Source organism: Phenylobacterium sp. (genome assembly GCF_041916435.1).
Classification (GTDB): domain Bacteria; phylum Pseudomonadota; class Alphaproteobacteria; order Caulobacterales; family Caulobacteraceae; genus Phenylobacterium.
The window spans coordinates 304,086-329,137 of record NZ_JAYRZM010000005.1; the positions used below are offsets into that span (position 1 = coordinate 304,086).

27 protein-coding genes and 1 tRNA gene are annotated in these 25,052 nt (G+C 72.8%); 12 read left to right on the forward strand and 16 right to left on the reverse strand.

The features are described from left to right. Positions 1 to 10: 10 nt before the first annotated feature. A complete protein-coding gene (locus ACE3TA_RS15845; protein ID WP_374575266.1) occupies positions 11 to 1,045 on the forward strand; it encodes a sulfate/molybdate ABC transporter ATP-binding protein in 1,035 nt (344 codons plus the stop codon). Here the strand turns inward: ACE3TA_RS15845 and ACE3TA_RS15850 are convergent. Continuing rightward, entirely contained in the window at positions 1,042 to 2,631 is a 1,590-nt protein-coding gene (locus ACE3TA_RS15850; protein ID WP_374575267.1) for an amino acid ABC transporter ATP-binding/permease protein, read from the reverse strand. The genes ACE3TA_RS15845 and ACE3TA_RS15850 overlap by 4 nt on opposite strands. Continuing rightward, positions 2,631 to 4,256, reverse strand: coding sequence for an ATP-binding cassette domain-containing protein (locus tag ACE3TA_RS15855; RefSeq protein WP_374575268.1), 1,626 nt, complete (start codon positions 4,254 to 4,256; stop codon positions 2,631 to 2,633). The genes ACE3TA_RS15850 and ACE3TA_RS15855 overlap by 1 nt, the downstream gene beginning before the upstream one ends. A 98-nt stretch (positions 4,257 to 4,354) precedes the next feature. Here ACE3TA_RS15855 and ACE3TA_RS15860 point away from each other — a divergent pair, with 98 nt between their 5' ends. The 3 genes from ACE3TA_RS15860 to cydX are packed head-to-tail and all read left to right on the forward strand — an operon-like array spanning position 4,355 to position 7,227. After that, positions 4,355 to 5,929, forward strand: a complete 1,575-nt coding sequence (locus tag ACE3TA_RS15860; protein ID WP_374575269.1) for a cytochrome ubiquinol oxidase subunit I — start codon at positions 4,355 to 4,357, stop codon at positions 5,927 to 5,929. Between the two features lie 11 nt (positions 5,930 to 5,940). Then, positions 5,941 to 7,089, forward strand: a complete 1,149-nt coding sequence (gene cydB, locus ACE3TA_RS15865; protein ID WP_374575270.1) for a cytochrome d ubiquinol oxidase subunit II — start codon at positions 5,941 to 5,943, stop codon at positions 7,087 to 7,089. Between the two features lie 15 nt (positions 7,090 to 7,104). After that, complete coding sequence (gene cydX, locus ACE3TA_RS15870) at positions 7,105 to 7,227, forward strand: cytochrome bd-I oxidase subunit CydX (protein ID WP_374575271.1); 123 nt, start codon at positions 7,105 to 7,107, stop codon at positions 7,225 to 7,227. A gap of 9 nt (positions 7,228 to 7,236) precedes the next feature. On the opposite strand, the gene ACE3TA_RS15875 is transcribed toward cydX, so the two are convergent. From ACE3TA_RS15875 to ACE3TA_RS15895, 5 genes are read right to left on the reverse strand one after another with little or no spacing between them, the layout of a single operon-like run. After that, positions 7,237 to 8,469, reverse strand: coding sequence for a hypothetical protein (locus ACE3TA_RS15875; RefSeq protein ID WP_374575272.1), 1,233 nt, complete (start codon positions 8,467 to 8,469; stop codon positions 7,237 to 7,239). 9 nt (positions 8,470 to 8,478) lie between these two features. Beyond that, on the reverse strand, positions 8,479 to 9,210 hold the full coding sequence (locus tag ACE3TA_RS15880; protein ID WP_374575273.1) for an ABC transporter ATP-binding protein: 732 nt from the start codon (positions 9,208 to 9,210) through the stop codon (positions 8,479 to 8,481). Continuing rightward, positions 9,200 to 10,429 (reverse strand): ABC transporter permease, encoded by a 1,230-nt coding sequence (locus ACE3TA_RS15885; RefSeq protein WP_374575274.1) that lies wholly within the window; start codon positions 10,427 to 10,429, stop codon positions 9,200 to 9,202. Before ACE3TA_RS15885 ends, ACE3TA_RS15880 begins: the two co-directional genes overlap by 11 nt. Further along, positions 10,426 to 11,646, reverse strand: coding sequence for an ABC transporter permease (locus ACE3TA_RS15890; RefSeq protein ID WP_374575275.1), 1,221 nt, complete (start codon positions 11,644 to 11,646; stop codon positions 10,426 to 10,428). Before ACE3TA_RS15890 ends, ACE3TA_RS15885 begins: the two co-directional genes overlap by 4 nt. Positions 11,647 to 11,650: 4 nt before the next feature. Beyond that, entirely contained in the window at positions 11,651 to 12,427 is a 777-nt protein-coding gene (locus ACE3TA_RS15895; protein ID WP_374575276.1) for an outer membrane lipoprotein-sorting protein, read from the reverse strand. Positions 12,428 to 12,569: 142 nt separating this feature from the next. On the opposite strand from ACE3TA_RS15895, the gene ACE3TA_RS15900 reads away from it, so the two are divergent. Next, entirely contained in the window at positions 12,570 to 13,190 is a 621-nt protein-coding gene (locus ACE3TA_RS15900; RefSeq protein WP_374575277.1) for a TetR/AcrR family transcriptional regulator, read from the forward strand. A 110-nt stretch (positions 13,191 to 13,300) separates the two neighbouring features. Next, the gene (locus ACE3TA_RS15905; protein ID WP_374575278.1) at positions 13,301 to 13,975 is read left to right on the forward strand and encodes a TetR/AcrR family transcriptional regulator; all 675 of its coding nucleotides are present in this window, start codon (positions 13,301 to 13,303) and stop codon (positions 13,973 to 13,975) included. A 13-nt stretch (positions 13,976 to 13,988) separates the two neighbouring features. On the opposite strand, the gene ACE3TA_RS15910 is transcribed toward ACE3TA_RS15905, so the two are convergent. From ACE3TA_RS15910 to ACE3TA_RS15925, 4 genes are read right to left on the reverse strand one after another with little or no spacing between them, the layout of a single operon-like run. Further along, a complete protein-coding gene (locus tag ACE3TA_RS15910; RefSeq protein ID WP_374575279.1) occupies positions 13,989 to 14,783 on the reverse strand; it encodes an SDR family NAD(P)-dependent oxidoreductase in 795 nt (264 codons plus the stop codon). Between the two features lie 9 nt (positions 14,784 to 14,792). Continuing rightward, positions 14,793 to 15,224 (reverse strand): ester cyclase, encoded by a 432-nt coding sequence (locus tag ACE3TA_RS15915; RefSeq protein ID WP_374575280.1) that lies wholly within the window; start codon positions 15,222 to 15,224, stop codon positions 14,793 to 14,795. A 34-nt stretch (positions 15,225 to 15,258) separates the two neighbouring features. Next, entirely contained in the window at positions 15,259 to 16,020 is a 762-nt protein-coding gene (locus ACE3TA_RS15920; RefSeq protein WP_374575281.1) for an N-acyl homoserine lactonase family protein, read from the reverse strand. Further along, a complete protein-coding gene (locus ACE3TA_RS15925; protein ID WP_374575282.1) occupies positions 16,020 to 16,637 on the reverse strand; it encodes a TetR/AcrR family transcriptional regulator in 618 nt (205 codons plus the stop codon). The genes ACE3TA_RS15920 and ACE3TA_RS15925 overlap by 1 nt, the downstream gene beginning before the upstream one ends. Before the next feature lie 74 nt (positions 16,638 to 16,711). On the opposite strand from ACE3TA_RS15925, the gene ACE3TA_RS15930 reads away from it, so the two are divergent. Together ACE3TA_RS15930 and ACE3TA_RS15935 are read left to right on the forward strand one after the other, a co-directional pair. Further along, complete coding sequence (locus ACE3TA_RS15930; protein WP_374575283.1) at positions 16,712 to 17,242, forward strand: 2,4'-dihydroxyacetophenone dioxygenase family protein; 531 nt, start codon at positions 16,712 to 16,714, stop codon at positions 17,240 to 17,242. Further along, positions 17,239 to 17,769, forward strand: coding sequence for a VOC family protein (locus ACE3TA_RS15935; protein WP_374575284.1), 531 nt, complete (start codon positions 17,239 to 17,241; stop codon positions 17,767 to 17,769). Before ACE3TA_RS15930 ends, ACE3TA_RS15935 begins: the two co-directional genes overlap by 4 nt. Positions 17,770 to 17,802: 33 nt before the next feature. Here the strand turns inward: ACE3TA_RS15935 and ACE3TA_RS15940 are convergent. From ACE3TA_RS15940 to hemC, 5 genes are all read right to left on the reverse strand, one after another. Next, positions 17,803 to 17,878, reverse strand: a tRNA-Thr gene (locus ACE3TA_RS15940). Between the two features lie 52 nt (positions 17,879 to 17,930). Beyond that, entirely contained in the window at positions 17,931 to 19,469 is a 1,539-nt protein-coding gene (locus ACE3TA_RS15945; protein WP_374575285.1) for a heme biosynthesis protein HemY, read from the reverse strand. Then, positions 19,466 to 20,362 carry a COG4223 family protein gene (locus tag ACE3TA_RS15950; RefSeq protein WP_374575286.1) on the reverse strand — a complete coding sequence of 299 codons (897 nt, stop codon included), beginning with the start codon at positions 20,360 to 20,362 and terminating at the stop codon, positions 19,466 to 19,468. The genes ACE3TA_RS15945 and ACE3TA_RS15950 overlap by 4 nt, the downstream gene beginning before the upstream one ends. A 3-nt stretch (positions 20,363 to 20,365) precedes the next feature. Beyond that, on the reverse strand, positions 20,366 to 21,064 hold the full coding sequence (locus ACE3TA_RS15955; RefSeq protein WP_374575287.1) for a uroporphyrinogen-III synthase: 699 nt from the start codon (positions 21,062 to 21,064) through the stop codon (positions 20,366 to 20,368). Between the two features lie 86 nt (positions 21,065 to 21,150). Continuing rightward, positions 21,151 to 22,101, reverse strand: a complete 951-nt coding sequence (gene hemC, locus ACE3TA_RS15960; RefSeq protein ID WP_374575288.1) for a hydroxymethylbilane synthase — start codon at positions 22,099 to 22,101, stop codon at positions 21,151 to 21,153. A 91-nt stretch (positions 22,102 to 22,192) separates the two neighbouring features. Here hemC and tsaD point away from each other — a divergent pair, with 91 nt between their 5' ends. The 4 genes from tsaD to ACE3TA_RS15980 are packed head-to-tail and all read left to right on the forward strand — an operon-like array spanning position 22,193 to position 24,934. Then, a complete protein-coding gene (gene tsaD, locus ACE3TA_RS15965) occupies positions 22,193 to 23,284 on the forward strand; it encodes a tRNA (adenosine(37)-N6)-threonylcarbamoyltransferase complex transferase subunit TsaD (protein ID WP_374575465.1) in 1,092 nt (363 codons plus the stop codon). Then, positions 23,281 to 24,276 carry an NAD(P)H-dependent glycerol-3-phosphate dehydrogenase gene (locus ACE3TA_RS15970; RefSeq protein WP_374575289.1) on the forward strand — a complete coding sequence of 332 codons (996 nt, stop codon included), beginning with the start codon at positions 23,281 to 23,283 and terminating at the stop codon, positions 24,274 to 24,276. The genes tsaD and ACE3TA_RS15970 overlap by 4 nt, the downstream gene beginning before the upstream one ends. 8 nt (positions 24,277 to 24,284) lie before the next feature. Then, positions 24,285 to 24,569: a YciI family protein gene (locus ACE3TA_RS15975; RefSeq protein WP_374575290.1), complete on the forward strand. Its 285-nt coding sequence runs from the start codon at positions 24,285 to 24,287 to the stop codon at positions 24,567 to 24,569. Further along, complete coding sequence (locus ACE3TA_RS15980) at positions 24,566 to 24,934, forward strand: Rieske (2Fe-2S) protein (RefSeq protein WP_374575291.1); 369 nt, start codon at positions 24,566 to 24,568, stop codon at positions 24,932 to 24,934. The genes ACE3TA_RS15975 and ACE3TA_RS15980 overlap by 4 nt, the downstream gene beginning before the upstream one ends. Positions 24,935 to 25,052: the final 118 nt, after the last annotated feature.

The following is a 25,052-nucleotide window of genomic DNA, read 5'->3' on the forward strand; positions in this document are numbered from 1 at the left end:
GCCACGCCCCATGCCGCTGATCGTCGAAGACCTGGCCAAGCGCTACGGCCCCACGGCCGCCCTGCACGACGTCTCGCTGACGGTGGACGACGGGGCGTTCCTGGCGCTGCTTGGTCCGTCCGGCTCGGGCAAGACCACGCTCCTGCGCATCCTGGCCGGTCTGGCCCAGCCCAGCTCCGGGGCGGTGCGCTACGCCGGGGAGGACTTCCTGGCGCTCAGCCCGCGGGAGCGCCGGGCCGGGATGGTTTTCCAGCACTACGCCCTGTTCCGGCACATGAGCGTGGCGGCCAACATCGGCTTCGGCCTCAGCGCCCGGCCGCGCGCCCAGCGGCCCTCCCGCGCCCGGATCGCCGCGCGGGTGGAGGAGCTCCTGGCCCTGGTGCAGCTCGAGGGGATGGGCGGGCGCTACCCCGGCCAGCTTTCCGGCGGCCAGCAGCAGCGGGTGGCCCTGGCCCGCGCCCTGGCCATCGAACCGCGCCTGCTGCTGCTCGACGAACCCTTCGGGGCCCTGGACGCCAAGGTGCGCCGCGACCTGCGCCGCTGGCTGCGGCGGGTGCATGACGAGACCGGCGTGACCACCGTGTTCGTCACCCACGACCAGGACGAGGCCCTGGACCTGGCCGACCAGGTGGCGATCCTCAGCGACGGCCGGATCGTGCAGACGGGAAGCCCGGCCGAGGTCTATGAGCGGCCGGCCAGCCCGTTCGTCTTCGATTTCCTGGGCGCGGCCAACCGGCTGGAGGGCGAGGTGCGCGCGGGCGAACTGCGGCTGCTCGGCGCGCGGCTCCCCGCGCCCGGCCGTCCGGACGGGCCGGTCCAGGTCTATTTCCGCCCGCACGACGTGGCGGTGGATCCGCCGGGCGGCGGCGGCTTTGCGGCCCGTCTCGACACGGCGGTCGTCCGCGGCCCGGCGGTGCGCCTGGAATGCTCGGCGGGCGGGCAGGCGATCGAGCTGGAGCTCGCGGCCGATCAGGTCCGTGGGCTCTCGCGCGGCCAGGATGTGCGGCTCGAGCCGCGGAAGTTCGCCCTGTTCCCCCGCGGCTAGTCCGCCGTGGCCGGCAGGCGCGCGCCGCAGAGTTCGAGCGGCGCGGGCCGGTGGCTGACCAGGATCAGGCCCTGGCCCGTGCGCGTCAGGCGCTTATCGAGAGCGTCCACCAGGGCCGTCTCGGTGGCCGCGTCCAGCCCCTCGGTGGGCTCGTCCAGCACCAGCCACGGCGCGGTGCGCAGATAGGCGCGGGCGAGGCTGAGCCGGCGCCGCTCGCCGCCGGAAAGCTGCTCGCCGCCGTCGCCGATCCAGGTGTTCAGGCCGTTCGGCAGGGCGCGCACGCGCGCTTCCAGCCGCGCGTCGGCCAGGGCGGCCCAGAGTTCGGCGTCGCCGGCCCCCGGCGCGCCGAGCAGCAGGTTCTCGCGCACCGTGCCGGTTATCAGCCGGCTGTCCTGCGGCGCATAGGCGAACAGCGGCCGCGCCGCGCCGATCGGCTGGGCCTCCAGCGGTCCGCCGGCCGTCCGGAAGTGGCCCTTGGGCGGCGTGCGCAGGCCGAGCAGGGCTTCGAGGGTGCGGGTCTTGCCGCAGCCGGAGGGGCCGACGATGGCCACGCGCCCGCCGGGCGTCAGCGGCCGGCCGTCGATCTCCAGGCTGGCGTCGACCGGCCTGGATGGCGGGGCGGCGGCCGGATCGCCGAGCAGGGCCGACAGCCGTTCGCGCGCCTCGGCCAGGGCGCCCTTCTGCTCGGCGGCGGCCAAGAGACCAGCCGCGCCTTCCACGCCCGACAGCGTCGCCAGGGCCGCCAGGGCCATCAGCGGCAGGCCGGCCTTGGCGCTCAGCGCCAGGACCGCGACCAGGGTGGCGGCCAGGATCGCCGTCTGCGCCGCGCCCAGCAGGGCCTCGCCGCGCGCCCGCCGGGCCTTGGCCTCGCCCAGCGCCCGGTCGTGGGCCATCACCGCGTCCACCGCCCGGTCCAGCAGGCCGAAGCAGTGGAGCTCGGGCGCGGCGGCGGCGTAGGCGTTGAAGCCGTCCTTCAGCCGGCCGGCGGCGCGCAGGGCCTGGCGGCCGGGCTCGGCCGAGACCCGCCGCGCCAGGGCTTCGCCGGCCCAGAGCTGGGCGGCGAGCCCGATGAGGAACGCCAGCGCCGCCCACGGCGAGGCGATGGCGATCAGGGCGGCGGCGACGCCGGCCCCCGCGGCGGCGGCCCAGGGCGCGGAGCGGCGCACGAAGACGGTCTCCACCGCCTCGACGTCCTGCACCAGCCGCGCGGCCGCCTCGCCGGACGACAGCTTCAGTGAGCGTTCCGGGTCGGCGGCGGCCAGGCTGGCGAACAGGGCTGGGCGCAGCTCGGCCAGGGCCCGCAGCGCCGCCTGGTGGCTGAACAGCCGCTCGCCGTAGCGGCCCGCGGTGCGCAGGATGGCGAAGGCGCGGATGCCGGCGCTGGGCAGGAGGTAGTTGAATCCCGTCGCCGCTGCCGCTCCGGTCGCGCCCGCCAGCGCCGCGCCGGCCAGGAACCAGCCGGAAAGCCCGAGGAGCGCGGTGGCGGCCGCGGCGGTCGTCAGGGCCGAGAGGGCGGCGACGGACAGGTCCAGCCGGCGGCGGCGGACCTGGCCGGCCAGGAAGCGGTCGAGGGGATGGTCGCGCATCAGGCCAGCCTCACGACATGGTCGGCGATGTCGGCCAGGGCCGGCGAATGGGTGGCGGCGATCACCGTGCGCGGCCCGGCGGCGGCGCGGACCAGGGCGATGATCTCGGCCTCGGCGGCGGCGTCCAGGTCGGCGGTGGGCTCGTCCAGCAGCAGCAGCGGCGCGGGCTTCAACAGCGCGCGGGCCAGCGACAGCCGCCGCCGCTCGCCGCCGGAAAGGCCGCCGCCGCGCTCGTCGATCCAGGCCTCGGCGCCGTCGGCGCGGCGCGCGAGGGCGGCGTCCAGCCCGACGGCGCGGGCCATCTCGAGGGCGGCCTCGGGGGTGACGCCCGGCGCGGCGAGGGTCAGGTTGTCGAGCAGCGAGCCGGGGACGAGGGCCGGCGCCTGGCCGGCCCAGGCGGCGACCGCCGCGAAGCCGCCGGTCTCGGCCAGGCTGAAGCCGTCCACGCGCATGTCGCCCGCCGCCAGCGGCTTCAGGCCCAGCAGCGCCTCCAGCAGGCTGGTCTTGCCCGAGCCGGTGGGGCCGAGCAGCACCGTGAGCCCGCCGGCCGGACATGTCGCCTCGACCGGACCGATCACCAGGTCGTCGAAGGCGATCTCCACCTGCTGGAAGACCACCTGCGGCGCCTGCCGGATCAGGGGCGCCGGCCGCGGCGCGGTCTCGGCCGTCTCCTCCAGCCAGCCGCCCAGGCGTCCGGCGGCGGCCTCGCCGAGCTGCTTTTCGTGATAGGCCGCGGCCAGCCGGCGCAGCGGCGCGTAGACCTCCGGCGCCAGCGCCAGGGCGTAGAAGGCGCGGGGGAAGTCGATGGTCTCGGGAACCTTGAACGGCAACAGGCCCAACAGGGAGAAGCCGGCGTAGACCGCCACCAGGGCCACCGCCAGGGCGGCGAAGAACTCCAGGGCGGCGGTGGAGACGAAGGCGATGCGCAACACGCCGAGCGTGCGTTCGCCGACTTCGCGGGCGGCCTCGCCCACGCGGGCGGTCTCGGCCGCCTCGGCCTGGAAGGCCAGCACCACCGGCAGGGCGCGCACCCGGTCGACGAACAGGCCGGACAGCCGGGCCAGGGCCTGGAACTGGCGGCGGGCTTCGCCGGCCGCCGCGCCGCCGGCCAGGATCATGACCATGACGAAGGGGACCAGCGTGGCCAGGAGGATCGCCGCGGCGATCGGGCTGGCCAGGGCCACGGCGGCGCAGATGGCCAGCGGCGCGACGGTGGCGCCCAGGCGCGCCGGGGCGTAGCGGGCGAAATAGCCGTCCAGGGCCTCGACCTCCTCGACGACCGCGCCGCCGGCCTCGCCCAGGCTGGCCGCGTCGCCCCGCCGCCGGCCGAGGGCCGCGGTCAGGACGCGTCGTCGGACGGCCGACTTCACCCGCCGGGCGTGCTCGGCGGCCAGGCGGGCGAGTCCCTGGGCGGCCAGGGCGCGCACGACGAGCGCGCCGGCCATGGCCGCCAGGGATTCGATCTGGGCTTGAGTGACGAGGGCCGCCACCAGTCCGGCGGCGAAGCCCGCCGCGGCCAGGGAGTCCAGGACAATCAGCGTCGTAAGCGGAACGCGGGGATCGCCATGCGCGCGGCCCAGGAGGGCCAGGAGCCTGCGATCGGCGGCTTCATCGGCGCGGCTCATGGGACTCGCCGATCATACATGAATACATTCACACATTCTAATATTGATTTAGCCGTCACGCGGGTGTTTAAGGGGCCCCAGCAAAGGGGTATCGAGTCATGGACCTTGGCGCCGTCGAGCTCTCTCGTCTGCAGTTCGCCCTTACGGCGATGTACCACTTTCTCTTCGTGCCGTTGACGCTGGGGCTGTCGTTCCTGCTCGTCATCATGGAGAGCGTCTATGTGATGACCGGCCGGCCGATCTGGCGAACCATAACGCGGTTCTGGGCCACGATCTTCGGCATCAATTTCGTCCTGGGCGTGGCCACCGGGCTCACCATGGAGTTCGAGTTCGGCACGAACTGGTCGTACTACTCCCACTACGTCGGCGACATCTTCGGTGCGCCCCTGGCGATCGAAGGGCTGATGGCCTTCTTCCTGGAGGCGACTTTCGTCGGCCTGATGTTCTTCGGCTGGGACCGGCTGTCCAAGCAGCAGCACCTGTTCGTCACCTTCATGGTCGCCCTGGGCTCGAACCTGTCGGCCCTGTGGATCCTGGTGGCCAACGGCTGGATGCAGAACCCGATCGGCGCGGTGTTCAATCCCGACACCATGCGCATGGAGGTCTCCAGCTTCCGCGACGTGCTGTTCAACCCGGTGGCCCAGGCCAAGTTCGTCCACACGGTCAGCGCCGGCTACACCACCGCCTCGGTGTTCGTGCTGGGGATTTCGGCCCTGATGCTCCTGTGGGGCAAGTGGCCGGGAGTGGCCAAGCGCTCCTTCGCCGTGGCCGCCGCCTTCGGCCTGGCGTCGTCGCTGTCGGTGGTCGTGCTGGGCGACGAGAGCGGCTACGCCCTGACCGACAACCAGAAAATGAAGCTCGCGGCCCTGGAGGCCATGTGGGAGACCGAGCCCGCGCCTGCCGGCCTGACCGCCTTCGGCGTTCCCGACCAGAAGACGCACACCACGCACTTCGAGGTGAAGATCCCCTACGTCCTGGGGCTGATCGCCACCCGCAGCATCGACCGGCCGGTGGAGGGCATCCTGCCGCTGGTGGCCCAGGCGCAGGACCGCATCGAGAACGGGGTGAAGGCCTACGACGCCCTGGAGCGGATCAAGGCCTCGCCTGACGACAAGGCCGCCCGCGCCGACTTCGAGATGCATCGCGCGGACCTGGGCTACGCCCTGCTCCTGAAGCGCTACGTGGCCGACCCGCGCACGGCCGACGAGGCGACGATCCGCAAGGCGGCCTTCGACACCGTGCCGAACGTGCCGGTGATGTTCTGGGTGTTCCGCGCCATGGCGGGGCTGGGCTTCTTCTTCATCGCCGTCTTCGCCACGGCCTTCGTCCTGGCCTCGATGCGGCGCTGCGACACCAAGTGGTTCCTGCGCCTGGCGGTGGCGATCATTCCGCTGCCGTGGCTCGCCGCCGAGTCCGGCTGGCTGCTGGCCGAGCTTGGCCGCCAGCCCTGGGCGGTGGACGGGGTGCTGCCCACCTTCCTGGGCGGCTCCAGCCTCACCAAGGGCCAGGTCTGGCTGACGATCATCGGCTTCACCCTGCTCTACAGCACCCTGGCGGTGGTCGAGATCGGACTGATCGTGCGCACGGTGCGGCGCGGACCCTATGCGCACCATGATCATCCCGGCGAGACCGGCGGCGAGGCCCCCGCGCCCGCTCCGCTCCCGGCCGAGTAAGGAGGCGATTGATGGACCTTCCCCTCGACTATCCGACCCTCAGGGTCATCTGGTGGGGCCTTCTGGGCGTCCTGCTGATCGGCTTCTCGCTCACCGACGGGTTCGACCTGGGCGTGGCGGCGCTGTTGCCCTTCGTCGCTCGCAACGACGGCGAACGGCGCATGGTGATCAACACCATCGGCCCGACGTGGGAAGGCAACCAGGTGTGGTTCATCCTGGGCGGCGGGGCGATCTTTGCGGCCTGGCCGTTCGTCTACGCCGTCAGCTTCTCCGGCTTCTACCTGGCGATGTTCGCCGTGCTGGCCTCGCTGATCCTCAGGCCCGTGGGCTTCAAGTACCGCTCCAAGCGGCCCAATCCGGCCTGGCGCGCGTCGTGGGACTGGGCGCTGTTCGTCGGCGGCTTCGCGCCGGCCCTGGTGTTCGGCGTGGCGGTGGGCAACGTGCTGCAAGGCATTCCCTTCCGCCTGGATAGCGACCTGCGCGCCGTCTACGAGGGCGGCTTCTTCGGCCTGTTCACCCCCTTCACCCTGGTCTGCGGCCTGCTGTCGGTCGCCATGCTGGTGCTGCACGGCTCGGCCTGGCTGACCATCAAGGCCGAGCACGGCCCGGTGCGCGACCGGGCGCGGACCTACGGCACGATCGCGGCCGCCGCGGCCATCGTCCTCTTCGCCGTGGGCTACGCCTTCGTCGCCTTCGGCGGCCTGGGCTACAGGCTGGAGGGCGCGGTGGACCCGGCCGGCCCGTCCAACCCGCTGCGCGCCATGGCCGCGGCGGCGCCGGGCGCCTGGTTGAGCAATTACTCGGCTTATCCCTGGATGTGGATCGCCCCGATCCTCGGCTTCGCCGGCGCGGCCCTGGGCCTGGTCGGCGTGCGCGCCGGGCGGGAAGCAGCGGCCTTCGCCGGTTCGTCGCTGGCGACGCTGGGCATCATCTCCACGGTGGGGCTGTCGATGTTCCCCTTCATCCTGCCCAGCTCGATCGACCCGAAGTCGAGCCTTCTGGTGTGGAACGCCTCGTCCAGCCACATGACCCTGTTCATCATGCTGCTGGTGACCCTGGTCTTCCTGCCGATCGTGCTGCTCTACACCGCCTGGGTGTTCAAGGTGCTGTGGGGCCGGGTCTCGGTGGCCGACCTGTCCACCAATCCCGACCTCTACTGAGAAAGGGCGAAAGCCATGTGGTATTTCACCTGGGTTCTCGGCCTCGGCCTCGCCGTCGCCTTCGGCGTGCTCAACGGCATGTGGCACGAGTTCTACCTGCTGGACTCCGGCGACGGCGGCGAGAACGAAGAGCCTTAGGGCCGGACCTCAGAAGTAGCGGCGTAGCTGCAGGTAGAACCGGCTGGCCGGGGCGACCCGCACGGCCGAGCCGGCGCTCAGCGGCAGGCCGCCGTACTCCGTCCCGCCCGGGCCCATCGGCGCCTGGGCGCCGGCGATCAGCACCGCGTCGTCGCTCAGCGACCAGGTGGCCTGGCCGACCAGATAGGCGCTCCCGTCGTCCAGGTTGGCGATCAGCGTGGGCGCCAGGGTGAGGAGCGGCGTCCATTCCAGCGAAATCCCGGCGGCCAGGTAGTCGCGCGACACGGTGAAAGCCTGGCCCCTGGCGATCCGCTCGGCGAGGCCGGCGGGCAGGGCGTCCAGCGCCGGCTCGCCCGACGCGCCGAAGCCGTTGCGATGGTATTCGGCGAACACCGTGGCGTTGCGCCCGGCCAGGGCCAGGGCGTCGCTGACGTTGGCCAGGAGCGACAGGCGCGCCGCCCGCCCGTCCAGCCAGGTGGGCACGATCTCCAGATTCCACACCGCCCCGCCCAGGGGGCCGCTCAGTCCGGCCGCCGCGGTCCAGTCGCCGTGGTCGCGGGCCAGCATCGCCGTGGTCCCGATGGCCCCGGCCGCGCCGTGATAGTGCAGGGCGAAGGTGCTTGCGTCGGCCTCCACGGGCCCGCCCGGCCGCGCCGGCCTTGGAGCGGCGATGAACTGAAGGTCCGAGCCGTCGGCGAACAGCTTCTGGACATAGATCATGTCCACGCCGGCCTTGTAGTCGACATCCACCGCGTCGGGCGCGAAGGGATCGACCAGGTCCATCGGATGGAACACCGTGCCCGCGCCCCAGGTCAGCGCCTGGCGGCCGACGCGCACCACCCAGTCGGGGGTGGAATAGCCCACGGCCAGCCGGTCGATGCGGTGGACGATTGTGAGCCGGTCGCGGTCGGCGACGGCGCCCGTGAGGTCGAGCAGCGTGGCCGGCGGCGCCCGCCCCAGGATCGCCGCCTCGGCCCGGCTCGTCGCCACGCCCGGTCCCGCCTCCGCGCCGAGTTCGTAGTGCACGGAAAAGTCCCAGGCGCCCGCGCGGGGCTCCCAGGTCAGGCGCAGGTCGCCCAGGGCGTCGTTCGTCGCGCGGTCGCCGAGCGCGGCGTCCAGGCTGTCGGACGAGTTGAAGGCGGCCTGGTCGGCCAGGGAGATCCGCCCGTGCAGGGGCTCGGCCAGGGCCGGCGATCCGGCGAGCGCGGCGGCGAGGCCCGCCAGGATCAGGCTGGGGCGCACCGCTTCTCCTTAAGCGAAGGCCGCGGCGCGGCGTTCGTCGGCGGTGATGCGGCCGTCGGTCATCTCGATGTGGCGGCGGGTGCGCGCGATCACGCGCGCATCGTGCGTGCCGATCAGGAAAGTGACGCCCGCCTCGTGGTTCAACCGGGCCATCAGGGCCACGAGATCCTCGGCGGTCTTGGAATCGAGGTTGGCGGTCGGTTCGTCGGCCAGCACGATGGCGGGCTTGGCCACCAGGGCGCGGGCCACGGCCACCCGCTGCTGCTGTCCGCCGGACATGTAGGCGGGCCGACGGTTCTCGAAGCCCTCAAGCCCCACGTCCTTCAGCGCGGCGACGGCTCGGCGGCGGCGCTCGGCGGCGTCCACCCCCTGGAGCTGCAGCACGAACTCCACGTTCTCCACCGCCGAGAGCACGGGGATCAGGTTGTAGGCCTGGAAGACGAAGCCGATCTTGCGCAGGCGAAGGTCGGTCAGGGCGTCCTTGTCCAGCCCGCCCAGGCGCACCCCGTCGACGATCACCTCGCCGGCCGTGGGATGGTCCAGCCCGCCGATCATGTTGAGCAGGGTCGTCTTGCCCGAGCCGGAGGGGCCGGCCAGGGTGGCGAAGTCGCCGGCGGCGATGTCCAGGTCGACGCCGTTCAGCGCCGGGGCCTCGATCGCGCCCATCCTGTAGCGTTTCACCACGCCCCGGCAGGAGACGATGGGCGCCGCCTCGCCGGCGGCTGGGGCGTCAGGCGGCATGGCTCATGACCTCCACGGGGCTGGATGCGGCCGCCTTGCGGGCCGGCCACAGGGCGACGATCACGCCGAGCACCCAGATGAGCAGCGAGATCTCAAGGACCTGCAGCGGCGCCAGGCGCGGATAGAGCACGTGGCCGACGCCGAAGAACTCCGCGCCCTGGGCTAGGAAATGCAGGTCGAGCCCGCCGGAGAGCGCCAGCACGGTCAGCACCGAAAGACCCGCGCCGATGAGGACGCCCAGGCCGATCAGCATGGCCGATTCCAGCAGCACCTCGGCCAGGATCAGCCTGGGGCGCATGCCTAGCGCCTGCAGCAGGCCGAACTCGCGCATGCGTTCGAACACGGCCATGAGCTGGGTGTTGATGATGCCGATGGCCATCAGCACGAACATGATCCACAGCCAGATGTAGACGAAGGCGCGCATGAAGCTGTCCATGGCCGCGGCCATGGGCGAGAGCGTGGTCCAGGGCCGCACGTCGAGCCCCGGCGCGGCGCGGCGCAAGCCGGCGACGACGCCCGCGAGCGCCTTGTCGTCGGCCACCTTGAAGCTGACCTCGGAAATGTCCCGGCCGATCCCCAGCATGGCCTGGGCCGTGTCGATCCCGGTGAAGGCGAACTGGTCCTCGGCGTCCAGGTTTCCGGCGAAGAGGCCGGTCACCTCGTAGCTGCGCTGGGCGAGCGCGCCGCTGTCGTCCTGCGCCATGACGATCACCCGCTTGCCCACGCGGGTCTTCAGCCGCTTGGCCAGGTGCGCGCCCAGCACCACGCCGATGTCGCCGTCGGCCTTCAGGTAGCGGCCCTGGGCGATCTCGCGGGGCAGGGTGGAAATGACCCGCTCCTGTTCGGGATGCACGCCCAGGAGGGTGACCGGCAGGGTCTTGTATTCGCTCTGGATCACCGCCGGCACGCGCACCCGGGCGGCCCAGGCGCCCACGGCCGGCGTCTTCAGGGCGGCCTCGAGCGCCCCCGCGGGCGGGGCCATGCGCCGGCCTACCGTGGCGTCTTCCAGATAGCCCTGGGCGTGGATCTGGCCCGAGCCGGTCAGCAGGTCGAGCGCGGCGTCGCGGCTGGAGCGGGCCCACGCGTCCAGCAGGGCGGCGAAGCAGAGGATGGAATAGAGCCCGGCGGCCACCACGATCAGGGTGATCACCGTGCGCCGCGGATTGCGCCACAGGCTGCGCCAGGCGAGCGGGGCCAGAAGGGCGAGGGTGTCCGTCATGCCGCCCCCATCGCCTCCACCGGCCGCAGCCTGCGGATGCGCAGGAAGGGGAACAGGCCGCCCAGCGCGATCGAGGCGATGATCGCCAGCGGGCCGGACAGGATGCTCGCCGGGCTGATCTCCGGATAGAGCCGGCCGGGCAGGCCCCATTGGGCGAGCAGGCCCTCGAGCCCGCTGAAGGCGATGCCGTGCGCGGCGAACCACAGCGAGACCGCCCCGCCGACCAGGATTCCCAGGCCGTTGCCGATGAGCGCCAGCAGCACCAGCTCGGCCCACATCATCGCCCCGATCCGGTCAGAGCGCATGCCGATGGCGAGCAGCATGCCGAACTCGCGCGTGCGCTCCAGCACCGACATCAGAAGGGTGTTGAGGATGATGAAGGCCACCACCACGACCAGGCTCGCGTACCAGAGAAGGCCGGTGGAGAAGTCGAGCGTGATCGCCTGCTTCATGCCGGGCTGCAGCGCGCCCCAGTCCTGCACCACCAGGGCGTGGGGTTCGGCGATGGCGCGCAGGGCGCCGAGCTGGCGGTTCACCGCCGGCAGGTCGCGCCCCACCAGGGCGATCAGATTGACCGCATCGCCCAGGGCGAAATCCTCCTGGAAGCGGGCGAGCGGCATCTCCGCCACCTGGCCGTCCAGCTCGGCTATGCCGGTATGGAAGACGCCGACCAGCCGCAGGCTGTCGGCGGCGATGGTTCCGTCCGCCGCCGAGCCCAGCAGCGTGATCTGGTCGCCCAGCTTCACGCCGAGGTTCTTCGCCAGCACGTCGCCCAGGATGATGGAGCCCGCGTCGCCGGATTTCAGGTAGCGGCCCTGGCGCACGGTCCCGGCGATGGTGGAGACGCGCGGCTCGCGCGCCGGATCGACGCCCGCGATAGCCGCGCCATAGCTCACCTCGCCGTTGGCCAGGATCACGTAGGAGCTCGCCCGTGGCGCGGCGGCGGTGACGCCGGGCACGGCCTCCACCTGCTTCACCAGCGCTTCGGGTGCTTCGATGGTCTTTCGCACGTCCGGGTCGTCGGCGTAGCCCTTGGGCTGGATCTGGGCGTAGCCGTCGAAGATCTTCAGCGCGTTGGACTTCATGGTGGCGTAGGAGCCGAGCTGGAACGACAGCATGAACACCAGGAGCGCGCTGGCGAACGCCATGCTGGCGACGCTCAGCCAGGTGCGCGCCGGCCGTCGCCACAGGTTGCGCCAGGCCATGGCCAGCAGCATCGCCTCAACCCCTCGGGTTCTCGAGGTTGGAGCGGGTGAAGATGTGGTCGGGCAGGCGGATGTTGAACTCGCCCGCCGTGGTCTCGATACGCGTCCAGCGGCCCGCCTCGCCCTCGGGGCGCATCACCAGCACCAGCGGATAGTCGCGCCCGCCGATGGCGCCCACCTTCTCGGTGGTCATGGTCCGCACGGGCTTCATGTCCTGGTCGAAGAAGACCTCCTTCAGGATGATGCCGTCGTCGCGCACCCGCACCACCTGCTTGCCCCAGACGATCGGCGCGCCGGGCTTGGGCGTCGCCTCGATGTCATAGGTGGTGTGGCCGCCGGCCAGCGCGGTCGCGGTGATCTTGTAGGTGTAGTCGGTGAGCAGGTCGTCGGACTTGGCCAGGTCGTCGTAGGAGAAGTCCGATCCCATCCAGGACTGCGAGAGCATCGAGGCCGGCAGCTTGATCGTCTGGCGCAGCTTCGGATTGTAGATCCAGGTCTCGTCACCGAGCTTCAGGGTGGCGTTTCCGGCGTCCTTGGCCGGCGCCGTGAAGCGCACCAGCGCCTGGTCGTCGCCCTGGGTCCAGCCGGTCATGGTCAGGCTGCGCTCCCACGACGGGCGGTGGATCGTCATGGTCACGGTCGTGCGCGAGCTCTTGGCCCGCCAGTTGTCGAAGGCCGCGCGCATCAGGGCGGCCGGATCGGCGGCGAAGGCCGGCGCGGCCGCGGCGAGCGCCAGGGCGGCCGCCAGCCAGGCGGCGGTCCCCCGGCGATTGGGGCGTCTTTCTTGTCGCATCGCGATCATCGTCTTCCTCCGCGCGTTTCGGCTCGAACGCCCAGGGCCGCCTTCGGCTGCCCGCCAGGATTGGACTATTAGTGTGGACCAGTCAGTCCACAGCTCTGGTCCATAGACCCGCCCGATGCTATAGGTCAAGGCCATGAGCCGAGCCCGCTTCGAGAATCTGGACGCCGAACGCCAGCAGCGCCTGTTCGACAGCGCCGCCGAGGAGTTCGGCGAGCGCGGTTACGACGGCGCCTCGCTCAACCGGATCCTCACGCGATCGCGTATGAGCAAAAGCTCGCTTTACTACTATTTCAACGACAAGGCCGACCTGTTCACCACCCTCGTCGAGCGCTCCATCGCCTTCCTGCTCAAGGATATCGGCGGGTTCGATCCGCAGGCCCTGACCGCCGAGACGTACTGGAGCGAGCTGGAGGCGCTTGGCCGGCGCGCCGTCGCGGTGATGAATGGCGACGCCTGGTACATAAAGCTCGGGCGCATGTTCTACCGCGTGCGCGGCGAATCCAAGGGCGGCGGGCCCACCGACCGGGTGTTCCAGGCCGGGGCCCGCTGGGTGGCCAAGGTGATCGCCCGCGGCCAGGAGCTGGGCGTCGTGCGCACGGACCTGCCCCTGTCGCTGCTGGCCGACAGCGTGATGGGCCTGGGCGAGGCGATGGACCGCTGGGCGGTGGCCCACTGGGACGAGATGGACGAGGACGCCCGGCTGCGCATCACTTTCGACATGATCGACCTGGCACGGCGGCTGGTCGCGCCCTAGCGCAAATGTGCGCGGCCGGGCCGTTTCGCCGGCCGGCGCGGCGACGTAAGGTTCGCCGTAGTGCCGCTTGAGCGCGTGGTCAGTAGAGTCGCCGGGATCAGGATCAGTTGGTGAAACCTCGTACCGGCGCATTCGCCCCCGGCCGCGCGGACCGGGCCGAAGCCTTCGTGCCCAGGCGCGGGCGGCCGACGGCGGCCCAGGTGGAGGCGATCAATCGCTCGATCCTGGCGGCCGCCACCGAGCATTTCCTGTCGGTCGGATTCGACAGCGCCTCGATGGAGGCGGTGGCGGCGCAGGCCGGCGTCTCCAAGGGCACGCTCTACGCGCGCTTCCCCATCAAGGAGGCGCTGCTGCGCGCGGTGATGGAGGCGCGCGTCGCCGCCTGGTCGGCCGAGTTCGGCCAGCCCGATCCGTCGTCGCGGGAGGGCCTGGAGGACCGCATGCGCCGCCACGCCAGGGTGATCGCCCGCGCCTTCGCCACCGAGGAGATCCGCGCCTTCGAGAAGCTGGTCCGGGGGCCCGCCGTCGCCCCGGAGATCGGCCGCGCCTTCTACGGCACGGCCATCCGCTTCGCCCTGCAGCAACTGGTCGACGACATCGTCGAGGGCACCAAGGCCGACGCCGTCCCGCCCCGCGATCCGCAGCAGGTGGCGCAGATGCTGCTGGCCATGCTCTACGGCCGTCTGCACCTGGAGGAGGGCGTCCACGCGATCTCCGAGGACGAGGCGGGCGCCTACGCCGACCAGGCCGTGGACCTTTTGTTCGCCGGGCGCTGCGCCTGGTAGCGGCCGGCCCGGCTCAGGCGATCGAGCGGGCGCCGTCGATCACCAGCTCGGTCCCGCTCACGTAGCTGCTTTCGTCGCTCGCGAGCCACAGGACGCCGGCGGCCACCTCCTCGGGCAGGCCGGGGCGGCCGAACGGCACGGCGCGTTCGGTGAAGGCGGCCAGGGTGGCGCCGCGCGGCCGCTCGTTCGACCCGTCCGGCCGGGTGCCGATCAGGCTGTCCCAGATCGCCGTCGCCACGATGCCGGGGTGCAGGGAGTTGACCCGCACGCCGTCTTTCAGCGCCGCGCACTCCAGGGCCACCGACTTGGTGAAATAGCGCACGGCCGCCTTGGTGGCGCAGTAGCCGGAGACGTTGGGCGAGGCCTTGAGCCCGGCGATGGAGGAGACGTTGACGATGCTGCCGCCCCCGCCCCGGCGCATCAGCGGCAGGGCGTGCTTCACTCCCAGGAACGTCCCGTCGAGGTTGACCGCCGTCTGCCGCCGCCAGTCGGAAAGGCTCATCTCGGTCACCGGCGCCGACAGGCCGATGCCGGCGTTGTTGACCAGCACGTCGAGGCGGCCGTGTTCGCGGTCGATGTCGGCGATCACCCCGGCCCAGGCGTCCTCGTCGGTGACGTCGTGGGCGAGGAACCGGGCCTTGCCGCCCGCCGCCTCGATCTCGGCGACGAGCTCCGCGCCCCGGTCGGCCGCCAGATCCGTGGCCACCACCAGCGCGCCTTCCCGCGCCAGGGTCAGGGCCGCGGCGCGCCCGATGCCGCCCGTCGCCCCGGTGATGCAGGCGATCTTGCCCTCGACGCGTCCTCCCATCGCCGCCTCCTAGACCAGGTCCAGGGCGCGCAGCACCATGGACTGGTCGAAGTAGGGCCGCTCGCAGATGATCTTGTCGCCGCCGGGCGGGAACTCGAAGGTCGCGGCCATGCGCACGCGAAAGCTCTTGCCGGTGGGCTCGACCACGCCCTTGGGCGTCCGCAGCGGCCCCAGGTGCGTGCCGGTGAGGAAGAACTCCACCAGCACCGTGTTGCCGGCATGGGCGATGGCGACGATCTCGTTGGCCTGGTCGGGGAAGGGCGTGCGCGAGGCGGTGAAATAGCCGCGCACCTCGGCTTCGCCGTCGAACACCGTGCCGGGGCCGTACATCTCGTAGCGCGGGTGCTGGAAGGTGGCGATCACCCCGTCCCAGTCGTTGACGCACTCCAGCGCCATGTGGTCGCGCACGGTCTTCAGGCGGCGCTCGGCGAGGTCGTCCATTTCGTCTCTCCCTAGGGGTCTTGTGCGTTCAGCGTCAGCCCAGGCGCACGGGGGCCTGGGGGATGGTGGTCCAGAAATCGGGGTCGTGGCCGAACATGATCGTCGAGCCGCGGGCCTGCATTTCGCGCAGGCGGCGGAACACGGCGAGCGCGGCCTCCTTGTCGGCGATGATCCCCGGCAGGCGCAGCTTCTCCAGGGATTCCCGAAGGTAGCAGGCGTCGCCGCACAGCACGAACTCGCCGCCGAGCTCGGTGCGCACCCGCAGCGACTGGTGGCCCGGCGTGTGGCCATAGGTCGGCAGGCAGACGACGGCGCCGTCGCCGAAGACGTCGTGCTCGCCCTCGACCTGGCGCAGGCGCTGGCCGGTGTCCCAGTCGCCGAGGAGGTAGCCGTGGGTGTTCTTCACCACCCGGGCGTGCTCGACCTCGCGCCGCTGGATCAGGATGTCGGCGTTGGGGAGCTGGGCGTTGCCGCCGCAGTGGTCGAAGTGCAGGTGCGAGTTGATGACGATGTCCACGCCCTCGGCCGCCACCTCGATCGCCGCCAGCCGCGCGCCGACCTCCTCGCCGGGATGGAACTGGAAGGCGTGGTAGCGCGCCAGGTTCTCGCCCACGTGGGCCAGCGAATCCTCCTGGATCGCATCGTGCAGGCCAGTGTCGAACAGGACCCGGCCCTTGGGATGGATGATCAGGTAGGAGGGGATCGGCACGGTGATCACCCCGTCCTCGCCGTCGAGCATGAAGGCGCGCGGAATGGTCACGAAGCCGCAGGTGAAGGCGTAGAGCTGGACGGACATCAGGCTTCGACCACGACGAGCTTGAGGAAGGCTTCCACCGTGCCCGCCAGCGCCTCGGCGATGACTTCCCGCGGCGAGGGCTCGGGCGGCATCATCAGGTGCTGCATGCGCACGAAGGTCATGCCGCCCATGAACAGGCGCGCGTAGTCGGCCGGCTCGCCGGGCCGCATGCGGCCGGCCATGATGAAGCGGCGGAAGTAGTCGGCCACCGCCACCACCTCGCGGTCGAACAGGGTCTCGACGAAGTGGGCCCGGTGATCGGCCATGCGGCTGGGCTCGGCGTTCAACAGGCCCATGAACCGCCGCTCGTTCACGTCGCACCACTGGTCCAGCCAGTCGGCCGCGTAGCGCCGGCAGAAGGCGGCCGGGTCGTCGGCCAGCGCCCTGTAGGCCGGCGAGGCCAGGCGGCTGGCGCCCCGCGCCGGGCCGTAGGCGTCGATCAGGGCGCTGAGGATCGCCTCCTTGCCGGCGAAGTGGCTGTAGAGGCTGGAGGCGCGCATCCCCACCTCGCCAGCGATCTGGCGCATGGAGGTGCCCGCGTAGCCCTGGCGGGCGAAGAGGACGAGGGCGACGTCGAGGATCCGGTCGCGCGAGCTTGCTTCCAGGGCGAGGTTCATGCATGGACTGCTACCTAACGAACAATCGTTAGGCAAGGCCCTCGCCGATCGCGGCCGGGCCGCAGGAGGACGCCATGGCGCTGCCGCAGACCACCACCCACCAGGATCGCCTGCTGACGGTGAACATCGCCGACACGCCGGCCTCTCCCGGCGAGGTCAACCTCACGCCGCTGTTCCTGGACCGGGAGAACGGGGTGTGGGTGCTCTACGGCAAGTTCGCGCCCGGCACGGTGCTGCCCAAGCACTTCCACACCGGCGTGGTGCACTTCTTCACCACCAAGGGCCGCTGGAACTACGCTGAGTATCCGGATGATCCGCAGACCGCCGGCAGCTATCTCTTCGAGCCGGCGGGCTCGATCCACACCTTCACCGTGCCGGCCGACGCGCCGGAGCCGGCCGAGGGCTTCATGGTGGTCTACGGCGCCAACGTGAACTTCGAGGGCGAGGAATTCCAGGACATCACCGACGCCGGCTCGCTGGAGGACATGTTCCAGGCCGCCGCCCAGGCGGGCCTGATGGCGCCGCCGGTCTACATCCGCCCGGGCCCGGGCGGCGCCGGCCTCAGCACGGCGCAGGCCGCGCCCCGGGCGGAGGCCGCCGAATGAGCCGCATCTTCGGACCGGTCCGCCAGAACGGCTACGTGGTGCGCGACATCGAGGCGGCCATGCGCCACTGGGTCGAGGTGATGGGCGTCGGCCCCTGGTTCTACATCGACCGGGTGCAGACCGACTGGTTCCGCCACCGGGGCGCCGATTCCGCCGTGGAGATGAGCATCGCGCTCGCCAACTCCGGCGACCTGCAGATCGAGCTCATCCAGCCGCGCAACGAGGCGCCCTCGCTCTACAAGGAGTTCCTGGACGCAGGCCGCGAGGGGCTGCAGCACCTGGCGTACTGGACCACCGACTACCAAGGCCTCTACGACCGCGCCCTCGGCCTCGGCTACACGGTGGGCCACGAGGGCCAGATCGGCGGGCCCCAGGGCCGCTTCGCCTATTTCGACACCGAGGCCCACCCCGGCACAGTGATCGAGATCTCCGACATCAGCGGCGGCAAGGGCGCCTTCTTCGACCATGTCCGCAAGGCCGCCGAGACCTGGGACGGAAGCGATCCGATCCGCGCGGTGAGACGGTGAGGCGCGCCGCCGAACCTTGGATTTGAAGGGAAGTGGTGCCGCCAGGGTGACTCGAACACCCGACCTACGCATTACGAATGCGCCGCTCTACCGGCTGAGCTATGGCGGCCCGAAGGCTTGGGGCGGGGCGGCGCGAAGGCGGCCCTGTCCCGCGGAGGCGCCTATTTAGCGGCTCTCGGCGCGCTCGCCAAGCGCCTGCGCGAGGCCGATCGCCGCGCCCCGGTGCGCGGGGGCAGCGGCGGGGTCGGGTCGTCGTCGCCCTGGGCCTCCCCCTGGGCCTCCTCGCCGGCGGGGTAGAGCACCGGCTCCACCGGCGCCCCCTCCAGGAACGGCGCGCGCTCCAGATAGGGCGTGGGCAGCTCGGGCAGCTCGGTCATCACCCGCTCGCGGCGCTCGTGGCGCGGGTGGACGAGCTCGCCGGTCTCGGCGAAGGCGGAGACCAGCCGCGCCCAGTCGGTGGGCTGGTAGGCGAAGGCGCGGCCTTCCGGGTCCAGGTCGGTCCAGTCCGGCTCCTGCGGGGCGGCCACCCCGTGGGCCATCCACATGCGGGCCTCGTCCGCGCGGCCGGCGGCGAAGGCGACCCGCGCGCGCAGGCCGGCGATGCGGGCGGTCACCGGCTCGCCGTCCAGCGCCTTGACCGCTTCTTCCGCGCCGGCCGGATCGCCGCCGATCAGCGCCTGCTCGACGAACAGGATGCGCGATTCCCGGTGCGCGGGGTTCAGGCCGGCCAGGTCGCGCAGGCGGTCGGCGCGCCGGCGCGGGGTCTCGGCGGTGACGAGATCGCGGTAGGCCAGCCACAGGGCCGGGTGCGGCTGGGCCTTCCAGGCCGCCTCCAGCATCTGCGAGGCGCGCTGGATCTTGCCGTCGGCGGCCAGCAGCCGCGCGGCCATCACCACGCCGGGGGCGAAGCCGGGCTGCAGCTTGGCGGCGGCCACCGCCTGCTCCAGCGCCATCTGCCGGCCCTTGGGCTCGACCGCGTGCTCCAGGCGCGCGGCGGAGGCGGCCAGCAGCGCCGAGCGGGCGCGGTCGGCGACGATGGGCGAGACGATCTTGCGGTCCAGGGCGTTCTGCACCAGCTCCAGCGCCCCGTCCCAGTCGCCGGCCTCCAGCCGCGCCTCCAGCACCGCGCGCCAGGCCCAGCGGGCGGTGCGGGCCAGGGCGAAGGCCTGTTCGGCGTGGCGCAGGGCGCCTTCGCGGTCGCCCTGGGCGGCGGCGAGCTGCATCAGCCCGCGGTGGCCGGCCAGGCGCATTTCCGGAAAGCCGAGCATGGCGCTGTAGGCGGCGTGGGCGGCCTGGGAATCCCCGGCGGCCTCGGCGGCCTGGGCGGCCAGCACGCGGGCCAGGCCCGGCGCCTCGTCGGCCAGGTCGGCGGCCTTGCCGGCCAGGCGGCGCGCCTCGGAGCCGTCGCCGGCGGCGGCGGCCAGGAAGCCGCGGGTCAGCACCTCGTTGGCCTGGCGGCGGCGGGCGTCGGCGCGGGCCCGCTCGGCGCGGGCGGGCGCCTCGACCACCCAGATGATCAGCCGCCAGACCGCCTGGGCGATCAGGGCCGCGATCAGGGTGATCAGCACGGCCGCGGCGGCGGTGGTGTCGGCGCGCCAGCCCAGCCAGACCACGCTGGCGCGGCCGGCGTCGCCGGTCATCGCCAGGACCGCCACGGCCGCCGCGGCGATCAGGAACAGCACCAGGCCGGCGCGGATCATGTCTTGGCCCCCGGCCGGGTCAGGCCCGCCAGGTCGGCGAGCGCCTGGGCGCGGATGGCGGCGATGCGCCGGTCGATCTCGGCGCGCCGTTCGGCCCGCGCGCGCCAGTCGGCCAGGGCCTCGCGCCCGGCGGGAGGCAGGCCGTCCAGGGTCTTCAGCGCCGAATCCAGGTCGCCGTCCTCCACCTGGCGTTCGGCGCGGGCGAGCACGGCGTCGACGCTGGAGCCGGCGACGTCGCCCACCCGGCGCAGGGTGACCACCCGCGACAGGGCGTAGCCGATGCGGGTCAGCAGGCCCGCGCCGTCGCCCGGCGTGTGGCTGGCCGAGGCGGCGCGGGCGGCGTAGTCGGGGAAGCTCTGGGCCAGCGCCGCGCGGGTCGGCGCGCCGGCCTCGGCCAGGCGGCGCACGGCGCTGAGCTCGCTCGAGGACGGCGAGATGGCTTCGAGCGCCGCCAGCTCCTGCAGGAACGGGCGCGAGGTCTGCGAGGCTTCCATCAGGGCCGCGGCCGAGAGCGCGGCGGCGGCGGCCTGGGTGATCTTGGCGTCCCGGGCCTCGAGCGAGGCCAGGCGGTCGGAGAGGGCGGCGACCTCGTCGGACCCTGCCGGCTCGGCCGCGGCCGGCGCCGGCGGCGCGGCGGGCGGCGCGGCCGCGGGCTCGATACGGGCCGGCTCGGCGGGCTCGGTGGCGTGCAGCGCGGTGTCGGCCAGTTGTCCGAGGTCCGGCTTGGCGGGCAGCAGGCTCGGCCCGAAGGTGGCGATCGCCGCCCCCGCCAGCACGCACAGCACCCCGAAGGCGACCAGCGACCAGACGCCCGGTCCACCGCGGCGGGCGGCCGAATAGCTGGCCGGGTCGCGCGGCGCGGTCAGTTCGGCGGGGTCGGGCGAGACGGTCATGGCCTAACGATCTATCAGATTCAGCAAGGCGGCTTCGAGAGGGAATGGCGCGAAGGCCTTGGCCGCCGCCGGCGTCTCGGCCAGCGGCTCCAGCACCGCGCGCGACAGGCCGAGGATCCGAAGGTTCGGCGCGGGGCGGGCGTCCAGCATCTCGGCCAGGGCCCGCGCGCCCTTGGGCGAATAGACCAGCGCCACGTCGGCCTGCTTCACCGCCTCCAGCGCCGCCGCGTCCAGGCTGACCGGCTGGGTGCCGTAGAGCACCAGGCGGCGGGCCGGCACGTTCCATTCGGCCAAGGCGCCCACGAGGTCGCCGGCCGGCTCTTCCGCGCCGGGATGCAGCACGACGCCGGCCACCTCGGCGCGGCGCGCGGCGATGCCGTGGGCCAGCGCCGCCACGTCGCCGTCGGTGGACAGAACCTTGCGAAAGCCCGCCTCGCGCGCCGCCCGGGCGGTGGCCTGGCCGACGGCGAAGACCGTCAGGTCGCGGCGCGGACTGGCGTCGGCGAAGGCGCGCACGCCGTTGGCGCTGGTGAAGGCCAGGGCGCCCACGTCGTCGAGGTCGATCCTGGGGGCCGCCACCGGCTGGACGGCCAGCAGCGGGACCACGATCGGCTCGTGGCCCAGGTCGCGCACGCGCGCGGCGGTGGCGTCCGCGCCGGGCTGGGCGCGCGTGATCCAGACGTGCTGGGGATGGTCGGTCATGAGGGCGTCGGTTGATTCCGGCTTCTTGGCTCAACCGTGGCGGGGTGTTCCACGCGGATCAATCCCAAAGCCTCCATGCCGGGGCATCATTCGGGCAGGAGGATGGCGTCGCCGGCCTCGTCGGCGATCTTCGCGCCCAGCTCCAGGCCCAGGCCGCGGGCGGCGTCGGTTCCGGCGGCCGCGTCGATCGCGCCTTCCTGGCGGAAGCGCAGCGCCCCGTCCGGGCTGAGCGCCTCGACCACCAGCTTCAGGCGCGCGCCCTCGATCACCGCATGGGCGCCGATCGGCGTGCGGCAGGACGCTTCCAGCGCGCCCATGGCGCCGCGCTCGGCCGCGACCGCCAGGGCGGTGGGGCCGTGACGCACCGCCTCCAGCCAGGGCGCGTCGAGGTCGCCCGCGCGGGTCTCGATGGCCAGCGCCCCCTGTCCCGGCGCCGGCGGGCGCTCGTAAGGATCCAGAAGGCTCTTGGGCAGATGGCCCAGGCCCAGGCGTTTCAGGCCCGACAGCGCCAGCAGGATCGCGTTGGCCTCGCCGGCCTGAAGCTTGGCCAGGCGCGTGTCGACGTTGCCGCGCAGCATCACCACGTCCAGGTCCGGCCGGTGGTGCAGCGACTGGGCCTGGCGGCGCAGCGAGGCGGTGCCCAGCCGCGCGCCCTGCGGCAGGTCCTCCATGCGCTCGGCCTTGAGGCTGAGGAAGGCGTCGCGCGGGTCCTCGCGCTCGGGGATGGCGGCGATGGCCAAGCCGTCCGGCACGATCGCCGGCATGTCCTTCATCGAGTGGATGGCGCAGTCGATGCGCCCGTCGAGCAGGGCCTCCTCGATCTCCTTGGTGAAGAGCCCCTTGCCGCCGATCTCCAGCAGGCGGCGATCCTGCACGCGGTCGCCGGTGGTGGTGATGACGATCAGCGGGGCGACGCGCTCGGCCTCTTCGGGCGGGGCGCCGAGGGCGGCGGCGATGCGGCGTTGCATCATGCCGGCCTGGGCGAGCGACAGCTTCGAGCCGCGGGCGCCGATCCGGACGGGCGGTTGCATGGGCACGGTGGGAGGGCTACCTCGGCGGTCAACGGGAGTCCGCCTGCTAGCAGGCCGGGCCTCCCCCCCGCAACGCCAGACCATCCCGGAGGGTCCCATCACCGCGCCTCAGACCGTGCTCGGCCTGGAGACCAGCTGCGACGAAACCGCCGCGGCGGTGGTGCGCCGCCATGGCGACGGGCGCGTGGAGGTGCTGTCCTCGGTGATCGCCTCCCAGATCGCCGAACACGCGCCCTATGGCGGCGTGGTGCCCGAGATCGCCGCCCGCGCCCATGTCGAGTCCATCGACGCCATCGCCGGCCAGGCCATGCGCGAGGCCGGTCTTGGCTATGGCGCGCTGAGCGGCGTGGCGGCGACGGCCGGTCCCGGCCTGGTGGGCGGGGTGATGGTGGGGCTCAGCTTCGGCAAGGCGGTGGCGCTCGCCCGCGCCCTGCCGCTGGTGGCGGTGAACCATCTGGAGGGCCATGCGGTCTCGGCCCGGCTCGGCGCGCACATCCCCTATCCGTTCCTGCTGCTGCTGGTCTCCGGCGGCCACTGCCAGCTCCTGGCGGTGGAGGGCGTCGGCGCCTGCCGCCGGCTGGGCTCGACCATGGACGACGCGGCGGGCGAGGCGTTCGACAAGATCGCCAAGGCCATGGGCCTGCCCTACCCGGGCGGGCCGGCCCTGGAGCGCCTGGCCGAGGGCGGCGACGCCGGCCGCTACGAGCTGCCCCGCGCGCTGCTGGGCCGCAAGGGCTGCGACTTCTCCTTCTCCGGCCTGAAGACCGCCGCCGCGCGGCTCGCCGAGACCGTCAGGAGCGAAGACGAGCGGCGTGATCTGGCCGCCGCGGTCCAGGGCGCGATCACCCGCCAGCTCGCCGAGCGCAGCGAACGGGCGATGAGCCTCTACGCCCACGAGCACGAAGGCCGCGACCTGCGCTTCGTGGTGGCCGGCGGCGTGGCCGCCAACAAGACGGTGCGCGCCCGGCTGGAGGCCGCGGCGGCGGCGCACGGCTTCTCCTTCGCCGCCCCGCCGCTCGCCTATTGCACCGACAACGCCGCGATGATCGCGCTGGCCGGCGCCGAGCGGCTGGCCGACGGCCTGACCGATCCGCTCGACGCCCCGGCCCGGCCGCGCTGGCCGCTGGACGAGGCCGCCGCCCTGGCCAATCCCACCCACACGCCCGGCCGCAAGGGAGCGAAGGCATGAGGAAGATGGGCGTCATCGGCGCGGGCGCCTGGGGCACGGCCCTGGCCCAGGTATGCGCCCGGGCCGGCGGCGAGGTGACGATCTGGGCCCGCGAGGCCGAGGTCGTGCAGGCGATCAACGGCCGCCACGAGAACGCGCTCTTCCTGCCGGGCTTCACCCTGGAGCCGCGGGTGCGGGCGACGGGCGAGCTGAAGGACCTGGCGGGCGCCGACGCGGTGCTGCTGGTGGCGCCGGCGCAGCACCTGCGCGCCACGCTCGCGGGCTTCGCGCCCTACGCCCGTCCCGGCCTGCCGGTGGCGCTGTGCTCCAAGGGCGTGGAGCAAGGCACGCTGAAGCTGATGACCCAGGTGCTGGCCGAGGCCCTGCCGCAGGCGGTCCCCGCGGTGCTGTCGGGGCCGAGCTTCGCCGCCGAGGTGGCGCGCGGCCTGCCCACCGCCGTCACCCTGGCCTGTCCCGATCCCGAGGTCGGCGCGCAACTGGTGGAGGCCGTGGCCCTGCCGACGTTCCGGCCCTATCTCGCCGCCGACATGATCGGCGCGGAGGTGGGCGGCTCGGTGAAGAACGTGCTGGCCATCGCCTGCGGCATCGTCGAGGGCCGCGGCCTGGGGCGCAGCGCCCATGCGGCCCTGATCACCCGCGGCTTCGCCGAGATGACGCGCCTGGCCGTGGCTCTGGGCGCCCAGGCCGAGACGGTGGCCGGGCTCTGCGGCCTGGGCGACCTGGTGCTCACCTGCTCCAGCGCCCAGTCGCGGAACATGAGCGTGGGCCTGGCGCTGGGCCAGGGGCGCACGCTGGAGGAAGCCCTGGCCGGCAAGCTCTCGGTGGCCGAGGGCGTGGCGTCGGCGCCCGCCGTCGTCGCCCTGGCGGCCAAGGTGGGCGTCGAGACGCCGATCTGCGCGGAGGTGGACGCGGTGCTGGCCGGCCGCACCGACGTGAACACCGCCATCCAGGACCTGCTTTCCCGACCGCTTCGCACCGAAGCCGACACCTAGGACCCTACATGCCGACCTATTGCCTCTACTGCGTCGACAAGCCGGACAGCCTGGAGCTGCGCCTGGCCAACCGCGAGGCCCACCTGGCCTATGCGGGCGCCCGGGCCGACCAGATCCCCTTCGCCGGCGCGCTGCTGGACGAGAAGGGCGACATGGCGGGCTCGCTGATCGTCATCGAGGCGGAGGACCTGGCCGCGGCCCAGGCCTTCAGCGCGGGCGATCCCTATGTGAAGGCGGGCCTCTTCGAGCGGGTGGAGATCCGCCCGGTGCGCCAGGCGCTGGGCCGCCGTTGAGCGCAAACCCGGCCCGGCCGCCGGCCGGCGTGGACCTTTGCGCCCTGGGCGACCTGGCCGATCCCGGCGCGAAGGGATTCCGCTTCCGCCAGGGCGAGGCGCTGTTCGCCGGCTTCGTCGTGCGCCAGGGCGAAGAGGTGCGCGGCTATGTGGATTCCTGCCCGCACGCCGGCTGGCCCCTGTCGGCGCTCGACGACCGCTATCTGACCCGCGACGGCCGGCGCCTGCTGTGCGCCGGGCACGGCGCCCTGTTCCGCCCGGCGGACGGGACGTGCGTGGCCGGCCCCTGCGCGGGCGAGGCGCTGACCCCGTGGCCCGTCACGGTCGCCGCCGGGCGGGTCGTCACCGCGACGGACGACGCCTAGCTGGCGCCCAACTTGCTGTTCGCCTGTCACGCGTGTCGGCTTGAGATAGACGCGCCGCTGGCTCCATGTACTGTTTCGCGCTGGGACAGCGGCTCGGAAACCATCAGGCGTCAGGCAC